20 protein-coding genes and 1 other RNA gene are annotated in these 18,856 nt (G+C 63.9%); 13 read left to right on the forward strand and 8 right to left on the reverse strand.

Going from position 1 to position 18,856, the window contains the following annotated elements:
* Positions 1 to 2: 2 nt before the first annotated feature.
* The 5 genes from CHB88_RS15370 to CHB88_RS15390 all read left to right on the forward strand — a co-directional run bounded on the left by CHB88_RS15370 (position 3) and on the right by CHB88_RS15390 (position 5,059).
* Positions 3 to 2,087, forward strand: a complete 2,085-nt coding sequence (locus tag CHB88_RS15370) for a M3 family metallopeptidase (protein ID WP_089400227.1) — start codon at positions 3 to 5, stop codon at positions 2,085 to 2,087.
* Positions 2,087 to 2,716, forward strand: a complete 630-nt coding sequence (locus CHB88_RS15375; RefSeq protein WP_089400228.1) for a glutaredoxin family protein — start codon at positions 2,087 to 2,089, stop codon at positions 2,714 to 2,716. The genes CHB88_RS15370 and CHB88_RS15375 overlap by 1 nt, the downstream gene beginning before the upstream one ends.
* A gap of 55 nt (positions 2,717 to 2,771) precedes the next feature.
* Entirely contained in the window at positions 2,772 to 3,197 is a 426-nt protein-coding gene (locus CHB88_RS15380) for a DNA polymerase III subunit chi (RefSeq protein ID WP_089400229.1), read from the forward strand.
* The gene (locus CHB88_RS15385; protein WP_089400230.1) at positions 3,194 to 3,610 is read left to right on the forward strand and encodes a hypothetical protein; all 417 of its coding nucleotides are present in this window, start codon (positions 3,194 to 3,196) and stop codon (positions 3,608 to 3,610) included. Before CHB88_RS15380 ends, CHB88_RS15385 begins: the two co-directional genes overlap by 4 nt.
* Before the next feature lie 132 nt (positions 3,611 to 3,742).
* The gene (locus tag CHB88_RS15390; RefSeq protein ID WP_089400231.1) at positions 3,743 to 5,059 is read left to right on the forward strand and encodes a D-amino acid dehydrogenase; all 1,317 of its coding nucleotides are present in this window, start codon (positions 3,743 to 3,745) and stop codon (positions 5,057 to 5,059) included.
* A 100-nt stretch (positions 5,060 to 5,159) separates the two neighbouring features.
* Here CHB88_RS15390 and CHB88_RS15395 read toward each other — a convergent pair whose 3' ends face one another.
* On the reverse strand, positions 5,160 to 5,669 hold the full coding sequence (locus tag CHB88_RS15395; RefSeq protein WP_089400232.1) for an Lrp/AsnC family transcriptional regulator: 510 nt from the start codon (positions 5,667 to 5,669) through the stop codon (positions 5,160 to 5,162).
* A 171-nt stretch (positions 5,670 to 5,840) separates the two neighbouring features.
* On the opposite strand from CHB88_RS15395, the gene CHB88_RS15400 reads away from it, so the two are divergent.
* The gene (locus CHB88_RS15400; protein WP_089400233.1) at positions 5,841 to 6,989 is read left to right on the forward strand and encodes a branched-chain amino acid ABC transporter substrate-binding protein; all 1,149 of its coding nucleotides are present in this window, start codon (positions 5,841 to 5,843) and stop codon (positions 6,987 to 6,989) included.
* A 249-nt stretch (positions 6,990 to 7,238) separates the two neighbouring features.
* Here CHB88_RS15400 and CHB88_RS15405 read toward each other — a convergent pair whose 3' ends face one another.
* Entirely contained in the window at positions 7,239 to 7,547 is a 309-nt protein-coding gene (locus tag CHB88_RS15405) for a c-type cytochrome (protein WP_089400234.1), read from the reverse strand.
* A 235-nt stretch (positions 7,548 to 7,782) separates the two neighbouring features.
* On the opposite strand from CHB88_RS15405, the gene CHB88_RS15410 reads away from it, so the two are divergent.
* Positions 7,783 to 8,001 carry a TIGR04438 family Trp-rich protein gene (locus CHB88_RS15410; protein WP_089400235.1) on the forward strand — a complete coding sequence of 73 codons (219 nt, stop codon included), beginning with the start codon at positions 7,783 to 7,785 and terminating at the stop codon, positions 7,999 to 8,001.
* Positions 8,002 to 8,089: 88 nt separating this feature from the next.
* On the opposite strand, the gene ilvD is transcribed toward CHB88_RS15410, so the two are convergent.
* A complete protein-coding gene (ilvD, locus tag CHB88_RS15415; RefSeq protein ID WP_089400236.1) occupies positions 8,090 to 9,763 on the reverse strand; it encodes a dihydroxy-acid dehydratase in 1,674 nt (557 codons plus the stop codon).
* Positions 9,764 to 9,866: 103 nt separating this feature from the next.
* Here ilvD and CHB88_RS15420 point away from each other — a divergent pair, with 103 nt between their 5' ends.
* The 6 genes from CHB88_RS15420 (at position 9,867) to CHB88_RS15445 (ending at position 16,458) form a co-directional block, all read left to right on the forward strand.
* Positions 9,867 to 10,769, forward strand: coding sequence for a LysR family transcriptional regulator (locus tag CHB88_RS15420; protein ID WP_089400237.1), 903 nt, complete (start codon positions 9,867 to 9,869; stop codon positions 10,767 to 10,769).
* Positions 10,770 to 11,576 carry a prolipoprotein diacylglyceryl transferase gene (gene lgt, locus CHB88_RS15425; protein ID WP_089400238.1) on the forward strand — a complete coding sequence of 269 codons (807 nt, stop codon included), beginning with the start codon at positions 10,770 to 10,772 and terminating at the stop codon, positions 11,574 to 11,576.
* Positions 11,569 to 12,342 carry an enoyl-CoA hydratase/isomerase family protein gene (locus tag CHB88_RS15430; RefSeq protein WP_089400239.1) on the forward strand — a complete coding sequence of 258 codons (774 nt, stop codon included), beginning with the start codon at positions 11,569 to 11,571 and terminating at the stop codon, positions 12,340 to 12,342. The genes lgt and CHB88_RS15430 overlap by 8 nt, the downstream gene beginning before the upstream one ends.
* Positions 12,343 to 12,630: 288 nt before the next feature.
* Positions 12,631 to 13,464: a hypothetical protein gene (locus CHB88_RS15435; protein ID WP_143131313.1), complete on the forward strand. Its 834-nt coding sequence runs from the start codon at positions 12,631 to 12,633 to the stop codon at positions 13,462 to 13,464.
* 298 nt (positions 13,465 to 13,762) lie between these two features.
* Positions 13,763 to 14,656: a hypothetical protein gene (locus tag CHB88_RS15440; RefSeq protein ID WP_089400241.1), complete on the forward strand. Its 894-nt coding sequence runs from the start codon at positions 13,763 to 13,765 to the stop codon at positions 14,654 to 14,656.
* Positions 14,657 to 14,949: 293 nt separating this feature from the next.
* Positions 14,950 to 16,458, forward strand: coding sequence for a malonate--CoA ligase (locus CHB88_RS15445; protein WP_089400242.1), 1,509 nt, complete (start codon positions 14,950 to 14,952; stop codon positions 16,456 to 16,458).
* A 27-nt stretch (positions 16,459 to 16,485) separates the two neighbouring features.
* Here CHB88_RS15445 and CHB88_RS15450 read toward each other — a convergent pair whose 3' ends face one another.
* From CHB88_RS15450 to CHB88_RS15470, 5 genes are all read right to left on the reverse strand, one after another.
* Positions 16,486 to 17,289, reverse strand: a complete 804-nt coding sequence (locus tag CHB88_RS15450) for a sulfite exporter TauE/SafE family protein (protein WP_089400243.1) — start codon at positions 17,287 to 17,289, stop codon at positions 16,486 to 16,488.
* A 10-nt stretch (positions 17,290 to 17,299) separates the two neighbouring features.
* On the reverse strand, positions 17,300 to 17,758 hold the full coding sequence (locus tag CHB88_RS15455; protein ID WP_089400244.1) for an EVE domain-containing protein: 459 nt from the start codon (positions 17,756 to 17,758) through the stop codon (positions 17,300 to 17,302).
* A 127-nt stretch (positions 17,759 to 17,885) separates the two neighbouring features.
* Positions 17,886 to 18,066, reverse strand: a non-coding RNA gene (gene ssrS / locus CHB88_RS15460) — 6S RNA.
* A gap of 58 nt (positions 18,067 to 18,124) precedes the next feature.
* Positions 18,125 to 18,436 (reverse strand): cell division protein ZapA, encoded by a 312-nt coding sequence (locus CHB88_RS15465; RefSeq protein ID WP_089400245.1) that lies wholly within the window; start codon positions 18,434 to 18,436, stop codon positions 18,125 to 18,127.
* The gene (locus tag CHB88_RS15470) at positions 18,433 to 18,672 is read right to left on the reverse strand and encodes a DUF904 domain-containing protein (protein ID WP_089400246.1); all 240 of its coding nucleotides are present in this window, start codon (positions 18,670 to 18,672) and stop codon (positions 18,433 to 18,435) included. The genes CHB88_RS15465 and CHB88_RS15470 overlap by 4 nt, the downstream gene beginning before the upstream one ends.
* Positions 18,673 to 18,856: the final 184 nt, after the last annotated feature.

Consider the following 18,856-nt stretch of genomic DNA (forward strand, 5'->3'; position numbering starts at 1 on the left):
CCATGACAGCTGAACAGAACCCGCTTCTCGACTTTTCCGATCTGCCGCGCTTCGCCGACATCCGCCCGGCGCATGTGACGCCGGCGGTGGACAGCCTGCTCGCCAATGCGCGCACGGTGGTGGCCCGCCTCGAAGGCCCGCTGCCGCAGGTGACGTGGAATGATTTCGTCGCGCCGCTGGAGGATGCGACCGAGAAGCTGGGCCGGGCCTGGGGCATCGTCGGCCATCTGAACTCGGTGGCGGATACGCCGGAACTGCGCGCCGCCTACAACGAGAACCTGCCCAAGGTGACCGAGTTCTGGACCTCGCTCGGCCAGAACCTGGCGCTGTTCCAGAAGTACAAGGCGCTCGCCGCCAGCCCGGAGTTCGGCGAACTGTCCACGCCGCGGCGCAAGATCGTCGAGAACGCGCTGCGCGACTTCCGCCTCGGCGGCGCCGAGCTGCCGGATGACAAGAAGCTGCGTTTCGCCCAGATCCAGGAAAGGCTGGCCGCGCTGTCGACGCGCTTCTCGGAGAACGTGCTCGACGCCACCAACGACTTCGCCCTCTACGTCGAGGACGAGGCCGACCTGTCCGGCCTGCCGGAAGACGCCAAGCATGCGGCCCGCGCCGCCGCCGAGCGCGACGGCAAGCCCGGCTTCAAGTTCACCCTGCACTTCCCGTCCTTCTTCCCGGTGCTGCAGTACTCCGACAAGCGCTCCCTGCGCGAAGCCCTGTACCGCGCCAACGTCACCAAGGCGTCGGAGCTGGGCGCCAGGCCGGAGTGGGACAACACCGCCAACATCGCCGAGATCCTTAAGCTGCGCAAGGAAGAGGCGCAGCTGCTTGGCTTCGGCAACTACGCCGAAGTCTCGCTCGTGCCGAAGATGGCGGAAACACCGCAGCAGGTGATTGCCTTCCTGGAAGACCTGGCGCGCCGCGCCCGTCCCTTCGCCGAGAACGACCTCGCCGAGTTGCGCGCCTTTGCCGCCAAGCACCTCGGCCTGGACCAGCTGGAAGCCTGGGACGTTGCCTATGCGTCGGAAAAGCTGCGCCAGGAGCGCTACGCCTTCTCAGAGCAGGAAGTGAAGCAGTATTTCCAGGAGCCGAAAGTCGTCGACGGCCTGTTCCGCGTGATACAGAGCCTGTTCGCGGTGCACATCAAGCCGGATGCGGCGGCGACCTGGCATCCGGACGTGAAATTCTTCCGCATCGAGAAGAACGGCCAGCTGGTCGGCCAGTTCTACCTCGACCTCTACGCCCGCAGCGGCAAGCGCGGCGGCGCCTGGATGGACGATGCCCGCGGCCGCCGCGCCGGCCAGGATGCCGTGCAGACGCCGGTGGCCTACCTGACCTGCAACTTCTCCGAGCCGGTGACCGTCGATGGCAAGAAGCGCCCGGCGCTGTTCTCGCATGACGAGGTCACCACCCTGTTCCACGAGTTCGGCCACGGCCTGCACCACATGCTGACCCAGATCGACGACCTCGGCGTGGCCGGCATCGCCGGCGTGGAGTGGGATGCGGTCGAGCTGCCTTCGCAGTTCATGGAAAACTTCTGCTGGGAATGGGACGTGGTGCAGCACATGACTGCCCATGTCGAGACCGGCGAGCCGCTCCCGCGCGCGCTGTTCGACAAGATGATCGCGGCGAAGAATTTCCAGTCCGGCCTGCAGACCCTGCGCCAGGTGGAATTCGCGCTGTTCGACATGCACCTGCATTACGACTTCGACCCGAACGGCAGCAGGACCGCCCAGGATGTGCTGAACGAAGTGCGGCACAAGGCCGCGGTGATGATCCCGCCGCCCTTCAACCGCTTCCAGAATTCCTTCAGCCACATCTTCTCCGGCGGCTACGCGGCGGGCTACTACAGCTACAAGTGGGCCGAAGTGTTGTCGGCCGACGCCTACAGCGCCTTCGAGGAAGCCGCCCGCTCCACCGGTAACGTGCTGTGCAGCGAAACCGGCATGCGCTTCCACCGCGAGATCCTCGGCATGGGCGGTTCCCGCTCGGCGCTGGAATCGTTCAAGGCCTTCCGCGGCCGCGAGCCGAGCATCGACGCCCTGCTGCGCCACAACGGCATGGTGCCGGACGGCGCCGGCGCCCCGTGATGCGCGCCGCCCTGCTCCTTGTCGGCCTCTGCGCCGGCGCCAACGGCGCCATCGGCGCGGAGATCTACAAATGGGTCGGTCCCGACGGCAAGGTCACGTACTCCGACACGCCGCCGCCGGCAAGCGCCCGCCGCGCCGAGCCGAAAACCTCGGGCGGCGCCGCCGCGGCCGCGCCGCAGCTGCCTTATGCGCTGGCCCGGGCAGCGGAAGCGGCGCCGGTCACGCTCTACGCCGGCGCCGACTGCGCGCCCTGCGACAGCGGCCGCACGCTGCTCAAGCAGCGCGGCATCCCCTTCACCGAAAAGACGGTCAATAGCGACGACGACATCACCCGCTTCCACCAGGTCAATCCCGGCGGCGACCTGCCGCTGCTGACGGTGGGCCGCAACCAGCAGCGCGGCTTTGAAGCATCGGCCTGGCAGACGGCGCTGACGGCGGCCGGCTATCCGGAGAAATCGCAGCTGCCGGCTTCCTGGCGCCATGCCGCCGAGCCGCTGGCGCCGCCGAAGGCGGCCAAGGCGGAAGCGCCGCGCGTCGAAGCGCCTGCCGAGCCGGCGTTCAAGCCTGCCGCACCTGCCGCACCATCGGCGGGACCGGCGCGCGACGCGCCGCCGGGCTTCAGGTTTTGACCCGCGGGCGGCCTGCGATTAGCATACGGGTGTTTTGATTTCCGCCGCCCCGCCCATGACCCGAATCGATTTCCACAGCAACGTGCCGGACAAGCTGCTCTATGCCTGCCGGCTGGTGCGCAAGGCCCGCGGCGCCAATTTCCAGGTGGTAGTGCTGGCGCAGGATGCGCCGATGCTGAACCGGTTCGACGAACTGCTCTGGACCTTCTCCGACCTGGATTTCCTGCCCCATGCGCAGTCGCATGAACCGCATGCCGCGATGACGCCGATCATCCTCACCGCCGATGACGAGGCCGAACTGCCGCATCGCCAGATCCTGGTCAACCTCTCCGACCGTACGCCGGCCGCCTTCGCCAGCTTCGAGCGCATGTTCGAGATCGTCTCCAGTGAAGAAAACGACCGCGCCCTCGGCCGCGAGCGCTATCGCTACTACAAGGACCGCGGCTATCCGCTCACCCACTTCATCGCCGAGCAATCATGAACGCCTCCACTTCCGACGGCGGCATCCCGCTGCTGACCGAGGTCATCGCCAAGTCCGATCCCGAGCCGGAAACGGCGCCGGCGCAAGCGCCCGCCCCTGCACCCGAGGCGGCGCCCGCTGCGCCGGAGCCAATCGCCGTGCTGGAACAGCGCGCCAGCGACGAATGGAGCGAGGAGAGGTGGACGCGCCTTGAGGACGACCTGCGCGAACGCGTCCTGCAGCAGGTGCTCGGCCGCATCGATTTCGTGCTGGAACAGCGTGTGCGCGACAGCCTGGCCGACGTGCTGCAGCTGGCGGTGTCCAACCTGGCGAACGACATACGCGATGGCCTGCACCAGACGATGCGGGAAGTCGTGACCCGCGCCGTATCGCAGGAAATCACGAAAATACAGGCTTTGAAAAAACAAAAATAAAGGCTAAAAACTTCGATTCATAAACAGCGCAGGCGCCGAGGTGTATAAAAATAAAAATTTTTGGCTTGCAATTGAACACCAAGGAAACCGATAACTTTTTACAATGTCGCTATCTGATTATGGAGGTGGCGCATGAAGGTTATCGTACTGGGAGCAGGCATCATCGGAACCGCTTCGGCCTGGTTCCTGAACAAATCCGGCCATGAGGTAACCGTCATCGAGCGCCAGCCTGGGGCCGCCCAGGAGACCAGCTTCGCCAACGGCTGCCAGATTTCCGTCTCCCATGCCGAGCCCTGGGCCAATCCGAGCGCGCCGATGAAGGTGTTGAAGTGGCTGGGCAAGGAAGATGCGCCGCTGCTCTACCGCTTCCGCCCGGAATGGCTGCAATGGCGCTGGGGCCTGAATTTCCTGCGCGAATGCACGCCTTCCCGCACTGCCGAAAACATCCGCCAGATCGTCGCCATTGCCGAATACAGCCGCCAGACCCTGCAGGCGGTGCGCGCCGATGCCGGCATCGAGTACGACCACCTGACGCGCGGCATCCTCCACTTCTATACGGACAAGGAAGAATTCGACGCCTCGCTGCCGGCGGCGAAGCTGATGCGCGATCTCGGCTGCCCGCGCGAGAGCATCGATGCCGACGCGGTGGTGCGCATCGAACCGGCGCTGGCGCGGGTGCGCGACAAGATCGTCGGCGGCGACTTCACCGCCACTGACGAATCCGGCGACGTCTACAAGTTCACCAGCGGCCTGGCGCGCAAGGCCGAGGAAGCCGGCGTCGATTTCCGCTTCAACACCACCGTCACCCGCCTGATCACCGAAGGCAGCGGCAGCGCCGTACGGGTCACCGGCGTGGAAGTGATCGATGCCGACGGCCGGCACCGGGTGCTGCATGCCGACGCCTTCGTCATGGCCATGGGCAGCTTCTCGGTGCCGCTGCTCAAGCCGCTCGGCATCGACCTGATGATCTATCCCGGCAAGGGCTACTCCGCCACCTACACCGTCACCAATCCCGACGCCGCGCCCACCGTTTCGCTCACCGACGACGGCTACAAGCTGGTGGTCTCGCGCCTCGGCGACCGCCTGCGGGTGGCCGGCACCTGCGAGCTGAACGGCTATACCCGGGAGCTCAACACCACCCGCTGCGACGCCATCACCCGCCGCACGCGCGAACTGTTCCCCGACGCCTGCGACTACGACAATCCGGTGTACTGGACCGGCCTGCGGCCGCTGACGCCGTCGAACGTTCCTTACATCGGCAAGAGCCGCATCGCCAACCTGTTCCTCAACACCGGCCATGGCACCCTGGGCTGGACCATGGGCTGCGGCTCCGGCCGCGCCATCGCCGACATCGTCTCCGGTCGCCAGCCGGAAGTGGACTTCGCCTTCACCGGCATGCCGCGCCGCCGCCCGGCGCCGCTGCTGCCGTCGCAGCCGGCACGCGCCTGATCGAACTGGCCAAACAACATCGGCCGCTCACAAAAACAAATGCGCACCGCAGGGATGCTGTCATCCCCCGGTGCGCATTTTCGTTATAGGAATCTGAAGCTCAACGCGGCAGGCGCACCGTCACCTCCGCCGCCTTTTCATCGAACGCAATGCGGGTGGAAAACTTCGCCCGCTTCATCGGAAAGCGAGACTGGAAGTGGCGCACATTGCCGGACCCCGAGATCACGCGGCGCACGAACTGGTAGTAGGCATCCATGTCGATCACATGCACCGCCAGGAAATAGTCGAAGTCTCCCGACACGAAATAGCACTGCATCACCTCCGGCTCCTTGGCCATGCGCGCCTCGAACTCCTGCATGTGTTCATCCGACTGGTTGGACAGCGACACCTCCAGAAACGCCAGCATGCCGTAGCCCAGCGCGAAGGGATCGACCATGGCCACATCGGCGCTGATGATGCCGGCCTCGCGCAGCTCCCGGATGCGGCGCAGGCAGGTCGGCTGGGAGATGTGCAGCTTCTCCGCCAGCACGCGGGTGGGCGTTTGGTTATCCTTTTGCAGCAGGTTCAGCAGCTTGCGGTCGACCTTGTCGAGTACGTGAGTTTTAGGCATGTGGCGTCAGAAGATTCATCAAGCGATCCGCGCAAAATTGCTTTGCGAAAGGTTGCGGATGTTGTACCGTGTTGCTTGTTTTGAAACCGCAATCCGCGCGTTGTCCGGCCTGCGGGACCGGTTAGGAGTGTTGCAGCAACTTTGTCTTTTTTCAATCCCAAGGAGGACGTTATGCAGATCACGACAAAAATCATTCCGCTGGCGGGCGCCGTCGCCTTCGCCATGGCGGGCACTGCCTGGGCCCAGGAGACCGTGGTGAAGATCGGCCATGTCGCGCCGATTTCCGGCCCCATCGCCCACCTCGGCAAGGACAATGAGAACGGCGCGCGCATGGCCATCGATGAGCTCAACAGCAAGGGCGTGACCATCGGCGGCAAGAAGGTGAAGTTCGAGCTGCTGGCGGAGGACGACGCTTCCGATCCGAAGCAGGGCACCGCCGCCGCGCAGAAGCTGGTCGATGCCAAGGTCAACGGCGTGATCGGCCACCTGAACTCCGGCACCACCATCCCCGCCTCCAAGATCTACCATGACGCCGGCATCCCGCAGATCTCGCCGTCGGCCACCAATCCGAAATACACCCAGCAAGGCTTCAAGACCGCCTTCCGCGTGGTGGCCAACGACGGCCAGCTCGGCGGCACGCTCGGCCGCTATGCGGCCGACCAGCTGAAGGCGAAGAAGGTCGCGGTGATCGACGACCGCACCGCCTACGGCCAGGGCGTGGCGGATGAGTTCACCAAGGGCGCCAAGGCCAAGGGCGTGCAGATCGTGGCCCAGCAGTACACCAATGACAAGGCCACCGACTTCAACGCCATCCTTACCAACATCAAGTCCAAGAATCCGGATGTCGTCTTCTTCGGCGGGATGGATGCGGTGGCCGGCCCGATGCTGCGCCAGATGAAGCAGCTTGGCATCAACGCCAAGTTCATGGGCGGCGACGGCATCTGCACCGAAGGCCTGGCCAAGCTGGCCGGCGATGCCATCGGCGGCGAGGGCAACGTGGTCTGCGCCGAGGCCGGCGGCGTGGTGGAAGCGCAGAAGAAAGGCATGGACGACTTCCGCGCCGCCTACAAGAAGAAATTCAATGGCGACGTGCAGCTCTATGCACCGTATGTCTATGACGCGGTGATGGTAATGGCGGAAGCGATGAAGAAGGCCAATTCCGCCGACCCGGCGAAATACCTGCCCGAGCTCGCCAAGATCAGCTACACCGGCGTAACCGGCCCGATCACCTTCGACAGCAAGGGCGATATCAAGAACGGCACGCTGACGCTGTACACCTACAAGGGCGGCAAGCGCGAGCAGATCGCCGTCGTCAAGTAAGCGTCCCCTCGCGAGGGTCTTCCCGCCCCGGCCCCGTGCCGGGGCTTTTCATTTGTGCGCGCGGAAAAGGCGCATAAGGGAGCAGGCGCTTCCGGCAGCGAGAGAATACCGGCGCCATGCCCGATGCAGGCGCAGGCCCGCCTGAATTCATGAACCGGCAGCGTTCATCGGCGCCGACGCGCATGAAAAAAGCGCCCTTGCGGGCGCTTCATCGACTGCCCGCCGTCAAGAAAGACGGCGCGGGCGAAATCACTTTTGGGACAGGATCCACTTCACCAGGGTGTGGGCTTCGGCTTCGCTGACCTGCGCATTGGCCGGCATCGGCACCGGACCCCACACGCCGCTGCCGCCCTTGATGACTTTCTGCACCAGCTTGGCTTCGGCATCCTGCTGGCCGGCGTATTTGGCGGCGACATCCTTGAAGGCCGGACCCACCACCTTGTTTTGCACGGAGTGGCACGCCATGCAGTTCTTGGATTTGGCCAGATCGGCATTCGCCATCGCAGCATTGGAAGCAAGCAGACCCATCGCGAGGCACAGCAACAACGAACGTTTCATTCATCTCTCCATATATTTGTGGCACACGATTCTAGCGCGTTTCGATACCAAACAGGCACGGTCAGCGCGAGGGTCGCGCGTTCGGGATGCATCCCGTTCTTCCGCGCCGCATTGCCTTGGCAATCGGACAACCCTGCCGGCCTCGGCGCTATCGGGTTAACCAATCTCGCGCCAAAAGAGTTGACACCTGCGCCGGCCGATCGCATGCTTCCGGCATCAGTTCAAGGAATTTCCCATGCCGCTCATCATCGCCATCGTCGTTCTCGCGCTGCTGCGCTTCTTCGAGGTCGGCCTGTTCGCCCACATGTCCTGGTGGTGGGTGATCGGCCTGTTCGGCGTGGCCTTCGTCTGGTTCGAGCTGATCGAGAAATGGCTCGGGATGGATCAGCGCAAGGCGGTCGAATCGCTGGAAAGGGCGCGCAAGGACAGGGTGTCGCGCACCTTCAAGCGCTGACGCGGAAAGCAGACAGGGAAAACGAAAAAGGCCGGGCAACCGGCCTTTTTTCATGGGCATCAGCGTCGCGGGCGGACCCAGTCGCTCATCAGCCGGTGACGGCGCCCTTGCTCGCCGGCGCCGCCAATGCCGCGAACTTCGCCAGCACGCCGCGGGTGTAGCGCGGTACCGGCTGCTTCCATGCGGCGCGACGGCGCGCGATCGCTTCCTCCGGCACGTTGAGCTGGATCAGCTGCTTCAGCGCGTCGATGGTGATGCTGTCCCCTTCCTCAACCAGCGCGATGGTGCCGCCGGCATAGGCTTCCGGCGAGACGTGCCCGACCACCATGCCCCAGGTGCCGCCGGAGAAGCGGCCGTCGGTAATGAGGCCGACCGACTCGCCCAAACCCTTGCCGATGATGGCCGAGGTCGGCGCCAGCATCTCCGGCATGCCAGGGCCGCCCTTGGGGCCGAGATAACGCAGCACCAGCACGTCGCCCGGATTGATCTTGTCGGCCAGGATGGCATCCATGGCCGAGTATTCGTCGTCGAACACCCGCGCCGGTCCGGTGATGACCGGGTTCTTCAGGCCGGTGATCTTGGCCACGCAGCCTTCCGGCGACAGATTGCCCTTCAGGATGGCGAGGTGGCCTTCCTTGTACAGCGCTCTCGAAATCGGACGGATCACGTCCTGGTCGGCGCGCGGCTCGTCCGGCACGTCCGCCAGTTCCTCGGCGAGGGTGCGGCCGGTGATGGTCATGCAGTCGCCGTGCAGCAGGCCGGCCTTGAGCAAAATCTTCATCACCTGCGGGATGCCGCCGGCCTTGTGCAGATCCGTGGCGACATACTTGCCGGAAGGCTTGAGGTCGCAGATGACCGGCACCTTGCGGCGCATGCGCTCGAAGTCGTCGATGGTCCATTCGACTTCGGCGGCATGAGCGATGGCGAGGTAATGCAGCACGGCGTTGGTGGAGCCGCCGGTGGCCATGATGACGGCCACCGCATTTTCGATCGATTCGCGCGTGATGATGTCGCGCGGCTTCAGGTCCTTCTTCACCGCTTCCACCAGCACCCGCGCCGATTCGGCGGCGGAGCCGACCTTTTCATCGTCCGGATTGGCCATGGTGGAGGAATACAGCAGCGCCATGCCGAGTGCCTCGAAGGACGAAGACATGGTGTTGGCCGTGTACATGCCGCCGCAGGAGCCGGAAGACGGGCAGGCATTGCGCTCGATGCCGTCGAAATCTTCCTGCGACATGCGGCCGGCGGTGAATTCGCCCACCGCCTCGAAGGCGGAGACGATGGTCAGGTCCTTGCCTTTCCAGTTGCCCGGCTTGATGGTGCCGCCGTAGACATAGATGCTCGGCACGTTGGTGCGCGCCATGGCGATCATGCCGCCCGGCATGTTCTTGTCGCAGCCGCCGATGACGACGCAGCCGTCCATCCACTGGCCGTTGACCGCGGTCTCGATGCAGTCGGCGATGACCTCGCGCGAAATCAGCGAGAACTTCATGCCTTCGGTGCCCATGGACATGCCGTCGGAAATCGTCGGCGTGCCGAAAATCTGCGGATTGGCGCCGGCTTCCTTCACCGCCGCGACGGCGATGTCGGCCAGCTTCTGCAGGCCGGAGTTGCAGGGGGTAATGGTGGAATGGCCGTTGGCGATGCCGATCATGGGCTTGTCGAAGTCTTCCTTCTGATAGCCCATCGCGTAGTACATCGAACGGTTGGGGCTGCGCGCCACGCCCTGGGTGATGTTCTTGGAACGACGGTTGTATGCCATGCTGCCTCCGGAAATCTGCCTTGAATGGGATGGCTAGGTTGCCTTGCCAATATCCCAATGTCAAATATATGATTTCTCTTTTATTAATACGTTCTGCGTATCAATGGACGCCAACATCGAGCTGCGCCAGCTGCGCTACTTCATCGCCGTTGCCGAGGAAAACCACTTCGGCCGCGCCGCCGCCCGCCTGCACATGACGCAGCCGCCGCTGTCGCAGGCGATCCAGTCGCTGGAAGCGGCGCTCGGCACCCTGCTGTTCGCCCGCACCCGGCGCAGCGTGGCGCTGACCGCCGCCGGGGCCGCCCTGCTGCCCGAAGCGCGCCGCATCCTGCAGCAGGCCGGCGCGCTCGGCGACATCGTCCGCCGCGCCGCCTCGGGAGAATCCGGCCTGCTGTCGCTGTCCTTCGTCTCCAGCGCCGATTACAGCGTGCTGCCGCCGCTGCTGCGCGATTTCCGCGAGCGCTACCGGCAGGTGCGCATCGAGCTGCGCGAAGCGACCACCGACGTGCAGCTGGACGACCTGATGCAGGGCCGCATCGACGCCGGCCTGCTGATCCCGCCGCTGCCGGACCGGATGCGGGAACAGCTGGATTACGTGACGGTGCTGTCGGAGCCGCTGATCCTGGCGGCGCCGCAGGGCCTGAAGGGCGCGCGCGGCCGCGGCGCCGTCAGCCTGAAGGCGGCGGCCGACCTGCCGCTGGTGATCTTCCCACGCCGCATCGCGCCCGCCTTCCACGACGCCATCCTGGCCTGCTTCCATGATGCCGGCTTGACACCGCGCATCGGCCAGGAAGCGATACAGATGCAAACTATCGTCGGGCTTGTGTCGGCCGGCATGGGCATTGCGCTTGTGCCACAATCCGTATCCAACCTAAAGCGCCCCGGCGTGGAGTACCGACCGCTGGCGGAGCGCACGCCCGTCATCGAAACCGGCTTGGCCTGGCGCCGCGACAATGATTCGCCCGTGCTGCGCGCCTTCCTCGAACTGTTGAGAAAGAAGAACTGAATGCTGATCCACCCGATGCCCGACCCGATCGCGTTTTCCATCGGCCCGCTGTCCGTGCACTGGTACGGCCTGATGTACCTGGTGGCCTTCATCCAGTTCCTGGTGCTGGGCCGGGTGCGGGCGAACCAGCCGCACATGGCGGCCGCCGGCTGGAAGGCGACGGACCTGGACGACATGCTGTTCTACGGCGTGCTCGGCGTGGTGGTGGGCGGCCGCCTCGGCGAGGTGCTGTTCTACCACCCGGTGTACTACGCCACCCACCCGCTCGAAATCTTCGCGGTGTGGAAGGGCGGCATGTCCTTCCACGGCGGCTTCATCGGCGTGCTGCTGGCGATGTGGCTGTGGTCGCGCAAGGCCGGCCGCAGCTTCATCAACGTGCTCGACTTCATCGCGCCGATGGTGCCGCTCGGCTATGCCGCCGGCCGCATCGGCAACTTCATCAATGCCGAGCTGCCGGGCCGGCCGGCCGACCCGTCCCTGCCCTGGGCCATGATCTGGCCGAACGTCGACAACATCCCTCGCCATCCCTCGCCGATCTACCAGGCGCTGGTGGACGGCCTGCTGCTGTTCATCATCGTCTGGCTGTACGCCCGCAGGCAGTGCCCGCCTCTCGCCGTCGGCGCGCTGTTCGTGCTCGGCTACGGCATGGCGCGCTTCTTCACCGAATATTTCCGCACGCCGGATTACACCGTGTCCTTCGCCGGCGTGTCGATTTCCGCCGGCCAGATGCTGTCCCTGCCGATGATTGCCTTCGGAATCATCGCGCTGGTCATCACCTATCGCCGGCGGGGAGTGGTCCATGGCTGAGATCCTCGTCGAGACCGAAGGCACGCTGGCCATCGTCAGCCTGAGCAATCCGGGCAAGATGAACGCGATCGATGTCGCGATGTGGCGTTCGCTGGCCCAGGTGTTCAACCGCCTTTCGAACGATGACAGCCTGCGCTGCGTCATCCTGCGCGGCAGCGACGGCAACTTCGCCGCCGGCGCCGACATCGAAGAATTCCCCAGCGTGCGCAACAGCCTGGAACAGGGCATCCGCTATCACACCGAGATCATGGCGCAAGCCCTGGACGCCATCGCCGGCTGCCGCCACCCGACGCTGGCGGCCATCGAAGGCGTGTGCGTGGGCGGCGGACTGGAGCTGGCCTGCGCCTGCGACATCCGCATCGCTTCGCCGCAGGCGCGCTTCGGCATCCCGATCGGCCGCCTAGGCTTCGCGCTGGCGCCGGGCGAACTGCAGCCGCTGCTGCAATTGGTCGGCAAGGCGGCGGCGCTGGAAATCCTGCTCGAAGGACGGATCTTCGAGGCGGCGGAGGCGAAGGAAAAAGGCCTGCTCCAGCGCGTCGTCGACCATCCGGTGGCGGAAGCGCGCCACGCGGCGGCCAGGATTTCCCGCGGTGCGCCGCTGGCGGCGCGCATGCACAAGAAGATGATCAGCCGTCTGTGTCCCGCGCCGGAACCGCTGACCGAAGAGGAAATGCGTGATGGCCTTTCCACGCTGGCGTCGGACGACTACCGCGAGGGCGTGGCGAGCTTTCTGGAGAAGCGACCGCCGAATTTTTCGGGCAAATGAAGCCGCGCTGCCCTTCATTTTCCAACCCCATCTCGACACCGGCCCGACGCCTCGGCGGCAACGGCCGGCGCATGCCCTGCGCTTGAAAGGCAAATGTCGCATCGACTGAACAGCTGAACACGTCAGCGCCAGTCAAATCTCCCCAACCGGCAACAACATTTTGACAACAGGCAAGGCGGCTGACACCATCGACATCAGAACCGCAAGGCCTTGAACCGCGGACCGGCGAACACTTCGAGCGGTCCTGGCCGGTATCGGCGCAGCGAAAAAACCTCGGCCGAGGAAGCGATGATCTACATACGCCCCTACCACATCCAGGAAACCCGTCAGCAAGGGTTCGACTTCTTCAACGTGCCGCGCGTCGACTACGACGCGCTGCTCGACCAGCTGCACTTCCCGGTCGTCTGGGCCTATGAGGACACGCTGGGAGTCTGGCTGCCGGCGGAAGCCGACTACGACTTCATCAACTTCCTGCGCCCGCTGCCCAACACCATCCGGAACGACGCGCTGCCGAAGGGCAGGTTTCAGCAGCTGTGCCGGATGGGCCTGATCACGCCGCCGCGCAGGACGCTGGCCGAGATGCAGGAGGAAGCACGTTCGCATGGCATTGCGATCATCCGCAATCTTCTGCACCCCGACTACTGCAAGTCGATGCTGAAGTCCTACTACTACCGGAATGAGCACCTGCATGATCGCTGGAAGGATCTGGAGGGAATCAAGCGCACCTCGGTCAACAACATGCCCTTGATGCGACTGATCCATCAGGGAACCGAGGGCCTGGTGAAAGCCATTCTTGGCGAGGACATCAAGACCAGCTACTCGTTTGCATCGTCTTATGAATCAGGCACGACGCTGCCGGCGCATACCGATCGGCCGCAATGCGTCTACAACATTTCCTTTCTGCTCGGGTCCGATCCTTGCGACGCCCGATTGTCCGACTGGCCCTTCTTCATCAAGCATGGTGAGCTTACCAACCGCGTCGAACTGGAAGCCGGCGATGGCGTGCTTTACTCCGGTGTGCGGGACCTTCATTGGCGGGACATGATGCCGACAAAGATTGCGCACACCCTGGGGGTGTTCTTCCACTATGTCGCGGGGTCGTTCACAGGCTCCCTGGATTGAAGCTGCGCTTTTGAAGCTGCGCTTGCGCAAAGCCTTGCCGCAGTCCGCCCGCTTCGCCTGCGATGCGCTTCCTGTCTTCAGGCTGTCGCGCCGACAAAACAAACGAACGTGTCGTTAGCAGTTAAATCCGCCCAACCGGCGGCAATGCTTTGACACCCGAATCGGCAGCTGACAACCTTGATCCCGGCTTCATCGAATCGCCCTCCCATCTTTCAAGGCGCCTGCCGCGGCCGGCGTGCAAATGCCAGCCAGGCGCCTCGCTCCCGTTCGAGCAGACTTGCATAAGGAGAAGATGCCTATGGACCGGATTCACGCCGCAGCGATAAATGAGTCGGCCGTTTCCATCCTGTTCGCCGCGGCGCTGTTTGCAGCGCCAGGAAAAGCCATGTCGGCGCCCCCGGCGGAACTATTGAACATGCCAGGCGCCACGCTCGCCCACGACAAGGAGCAGCTGAAGAAAATCGCTTCGCTTTTCGACAGCGCTTTGTACAACAACGTGAATCCGGAAAAACTCGGCGAGTTCGTCCTCGAGCTGCTGCAGCCGGCGGAAATGGAAAAGCGGTACGGCCTGCGCGCGGGAAGCGAAGGCAAATGCATGCATGGCGGCACGGGCAAGCTCGACTATGCCAGCCCGCCCATGCAGCCCTCATCCATGCACGTATTGAAGTTTTCGGATTGCGTCCGGGATGAAGCGCAAGCCGGCAACGCTGCCGAGCGATTGGTGATAGACGGCGATCTGAATGTCACGCCGCTTGGCGCCACGTCCGATGGCGGCGCCGGGTTCGAAGCCAAGTTCAGGAAATTGAGTCTGGGCCTGCAATCAGGGCACATGACGGTCCTATTCCCGACGTTGAACGGTGAGCTGCGCTGCCTCTCGCGCCCGCCTGAAAAGCGCAAGGAAGGCCCCGCGCATGCCTGCACATTCTGGGATGGGAAGCGATTCTGGCTCAGTGCCGATCATGCGCCTGTGTCCGACAATGTCGCGAAGTTCCGCACGGCCGTGGATGGCGTAGGCACCATCCTGGTCAGCTATCACCGATCGAGCATCATGGAGACCGGCATTGTCGTCTCGGGCAGTCAGGAGGGGCAGACGCTGAAGTTCACGCCTTGCAAAAAGGATGACACATTCCGCGTCACCGCGTCCGCTCCGGGCGGCGCGGACACCCTCATCGCAAAATGCGGCGAACTGTGACCGCAGCCAGCCTCAAGCCGTCGGCAGGCGCATGCAATGCTTGCAGCAGGGCTGAGCGCGCCTGATTCGTCGGAATCCGGAAAGGAGCGGCATATCCGGACCGGCCGGGGCCCATGGTGATCAAAAAAGCATCATTTGCATGAACGGCTATCCAATACATCGCCATGCGCGCCGCCAACAGCCCGCAGCGCCGCCGAAACACGGCACTTCCAGTCAAATTTCACGAAGGAATCGGTTACACTGCTTGCCGCGCAAGCCGGCTTGCGCTTCTCTCTTCCAGCCATCGAATTGCCATGAACGCCAATCTGTACGCCCTCTTCGAGTCACGCTTTCCGCAGGACCGCAGCGCCTGCAGCATCGAAACCCATGACGGCCTGCTCTACTCCTGGAACGACCTGGAGCGGGCGACCGCGAAAATGGCGAACCTGCTCGCCAGCCTGGCGCTGCCGCCCGATTCCCGCATCGCCGTGCAGGTGGAAAAGTCGCCGGAAGCGCTGATGCTGTATCTCGCCACCATCCGCGCCGGCTATGTCTACCTGCCGCTCAACACCGCCTATCGCGCGGCCGAGATCGAGTACTTCATCGGCGACGCCGAGCCGGCTGTGGTGGTGTGTTCGCCGGAGAATTTCGGCTGGGTGTCGCAGCTGGCCTTCAAGGCCGGCACCCGCCACGTGTTCACTCTCGGCGAAGACCGCCAGGGTTCGCTGCTCAGCCGCGCCGCAGGCCAGCCCGACACCTTTGCCACCGTCGAGCGCAAGCCGGACGATCTCGCCGCCATCCTGTACACCTCCGGCACCACCGGCCGCAGCAAGGGCGCCATGCTCAGCCATGACAACCTCGCTTCCAACGTCAAGGTGCTGCAGGAAGCGTGGGCCTGGCAGAAAGGCGACGTGCTGCTGCATGCGCTGCCGCTGTTCCATGTGCATGGCCTGTTCGTCGCCTCCAACGGCGCGCTCTACAACGGCAGCAAGATGATCTTCCTGCCGAAATTCGACGGCGCCGAGGTGATGAGGCAGCTGCCGCGCGCCACGGTGTTCATGGGCGTGCCGACCTATTATGTGCGCCTGCTGGCCGATCCGGCATTCGGCCGCGAAGCGTGCGCGGGCATACGCCTGTTCGTGTCCGGCTCGGCGCCGCTGCTGCTGGAAACCTTCACCGAATTCGCGCGCCGCACCGGCCACACCATCCTGGAACGCTACGGCATGAGCGAGACCACCATGCTGGTTTCCAATCCGTATGAGGGCGAACGCATCGGCGGCACCGTCGGCCATCCCCTGCCCGGCGTTTCGGTGCGGGTGGTGCGCGACGACGGCAGCGCCTGCGGCGTGGACGAGATCGGCGGCATCGAGGTGAAAGGCCCGAACGTGTTCCACGGCTACTGGCGCATGCCGGAGAAGACCAAGGAAGAATTCACCGCCGACGGCTTCTTCAAGACCGGCGACGTCGGCCGCTTCGACGCCAAGGGCTACCTCACCATCGTCGGCCGCAGCAAGGATCTGATCATCTCCGGCGGCTACAACGTGTATCCGAAGGAGATCGAGTCCATCATCGATGAAATGGAAGGCGTGGCGGAGTCGGCGGTCATTGGCGTGCCGCATCCCGACTTCGGCGAAGCGGTGACTGCGGTGGTGGTGCTGAAAAAAGAGGCACGGCTGACGGCGCAGGACATCATCGGTCCGCTGAAATCGCGCATCGCCAATTTCAAGGTGCCGAAGCAGGTGCATTTCGTCGCCGAGCTGCCGCGCAACACCATGGGCAAGGTGCAGAAAAACGTGCTGCGCCAGCAGTACAGCCCGGCCTGATACCGGGCGCTCCAGGCCGGGGCTAGATCAGCGCAAGCCCTTGTACAGCATGTAGGCGGCCAGCGCGTACAGCATGTAGGCGAAGACCTTCTTCAAGGTCTTTACCGGCAGGCTGTGCGCGGTCTTGGCGCCGAGCGGCGCCAGCAGCACGCTGGTGACCGCGATCACCGCCAGCGCCGGCAAATAGATGAAGCCGAGCGAGCCCGGCGGCAGGTCGGGCACATCCATGCCGAAGTAGATGTTGGACAGCGTGCCGGCGAGCGCGATCGGAAAGCCGAGCGCGGCGCTGGTGGCGACGGCATTGTGAATCTTCACGTTACACCAGGTCATGAACGGCACCGAGATGAAGCCGCCGCCGGCGCCCACCAGGCCGGACAGCATGCCGATGCAGCCGCCCGCCGCCAGCATGCCGGGTGTGCCGGGCAGATCACGCGCGGCCGCCGGCTTCTTGTCGAGCAGCATCTGCGTCGCGGAAAAGGCCACGAACAGGGCGAAGAAGATCGCCAGCACCGAAGAGTCGAGCTGCTTGCCGATCCAGGGGCCGATCCAGGAACCGATCAGGATGCCCGGAGTGAGCAGCTTGGCGACGTTCCACAGCACCGCGCCGCGTTTGTGATGGGCGCGCACCGACGAAATCGACGTGAACATGATGGTGGCGAGCGAGGTGGCGATCGCCATGTGCACCACATGCGCTTCCGGGAAGTGCTTGGCGCTGAGGATCATCGTCATGAAGGGAACGAGCAGCATGCCGCCGCCGATGCCGAGCAGGCCGGCGGAAAAGCCGACGGCAGCGCCGAGCACCAGCAGCCCGACGATCAGGGTGATATCCATGCGGAATTTCCTAGAGCAAATCCCGAATGATACAACGCCATTCATGCTCGGTGACGGGCGTGATCGAGAGACGGTTGCCGCGCTTGAGAATCTGCATCTCGGCCAGTTCCGGGTGGGCGCGCAACTGCGGCAGCGTGGCGAGCCTTGTCTTGCGCACCGCCTTCACATCGACCAGCAGCCAGCGCGGCTGCTCCGGCGTCGACTTGGGGTCGTAGTACTTGCTCTTCGCATCGAACTGGGTAGGATCGGGATACGGCGTGCTCGCCACTTCCGCCAGCCCGGCAATGCCGGGCTCGGCGCAGCTGGAGTGATAGAACAGCACGCCGTCGCCGACCTGCATCGCATCGCGCATGAAATTGCGCGCCTGGTAGTTGCGCACGCCGGTCCAGGGCACAGTGGCGTTCGCCGCGGCGAGCGCATCGTCGATGCTGACTTCATCGGGTTCGGATTTCATCAACCAGTATCGCATGGGCGTTGCTGACTCCATGGGTAATCGAACGCACGCAACAAGGACGGGCGCAATAGAAAGCGAATAGGCAAAGACAGTAAACTGCGGGCGAAAAAAAAGCGGCTGCATCGAATGCAGCCGCCTGGAATTTAGCCCCGCCTGTGCCGTCTTTGCCGGCATCCCGAACCTTACGGTTCAAGGTGGTCACAGTTAGTTCAACTTCGGGTTCATCGGACTAGCGACAATCACGCCCGTCGAACAAAATCCCGCAACCTATGCACATAAATGGTTCAAGGAATATATGGCAATCGCGAACACGGCAGGAGCACTTAGTGTACCGGATTGAAGCCGCATGTCAAACGATTTTGCGCCTTCCGAAACCGTTTTTCAGAAGAGGTTTTCCTGTGGCATCAAGGCGGCGTCGAGCACCGCATTCATGGCGGCGATCTGCTGCTTCACTTCGGAAACGGTGACGTCGGCCAGCGGTCCTTCCGGCGATTTCAGCGACATCATTTCGGCTGCGATGCCGAGCGCCGCCATCACCGCAATGCGGTCGTTGCCCCGAATCCTGCCGGCATCCCGAATGGCGCACATGCGTGAATCGAGATAAGCAACGGCTTCCTGCAAGGCGGCTTCCTCGCCATCCTTGCAAGCCAGCTTGTAGGGCTGCCCCATGATGCTGACATCGATCTGGCTCATGCCGCCTCCTGCTTTTCTTCAGACGCATCGGCCGGTTCTCCGGGCGCGCCCGGCAGCTTTTCGAGCAAGGCCTCGACGCGGCGATAGGCTTCCTCGATGCGCCGCAGAAGGTCGTCGTTTTCCGACCTGCGCGTAGCGAGTTCCATCCGCAGCTCGGCGTTTTCACGCCGCAGCAGTTGGGCCATTTCAGCCAGGCGGCTGATCTTCTCTGAGAGTTGGTGAAATTCGGAAACCATCCCGCCACTATAGAGGCGGCGGCGATTTCACGTCAATAGCCACGGCCACATAGGCTCATTGTTTGAGCACCGTGCCCGGCAATGTAATGAAAAGGGAAACAAACATAAGCAATCACTGACTTTTGCTTGCGCTTTTCGACGCATTGCTGACCGGCATCAGCTCATCGCTTGCGGCAATGTTCAA

This window comes from Noviherbaspirillum humi, assembly GCF_900188095.1.
Taxonomy (GTDB): domain Bacteria; phylum Pseudomonadota; class Gammaproteobacteria; order Burkholderiales; family Burkholderiaceae_D; genus Noviherbaspirillum; species Noviherbaspirillum humi.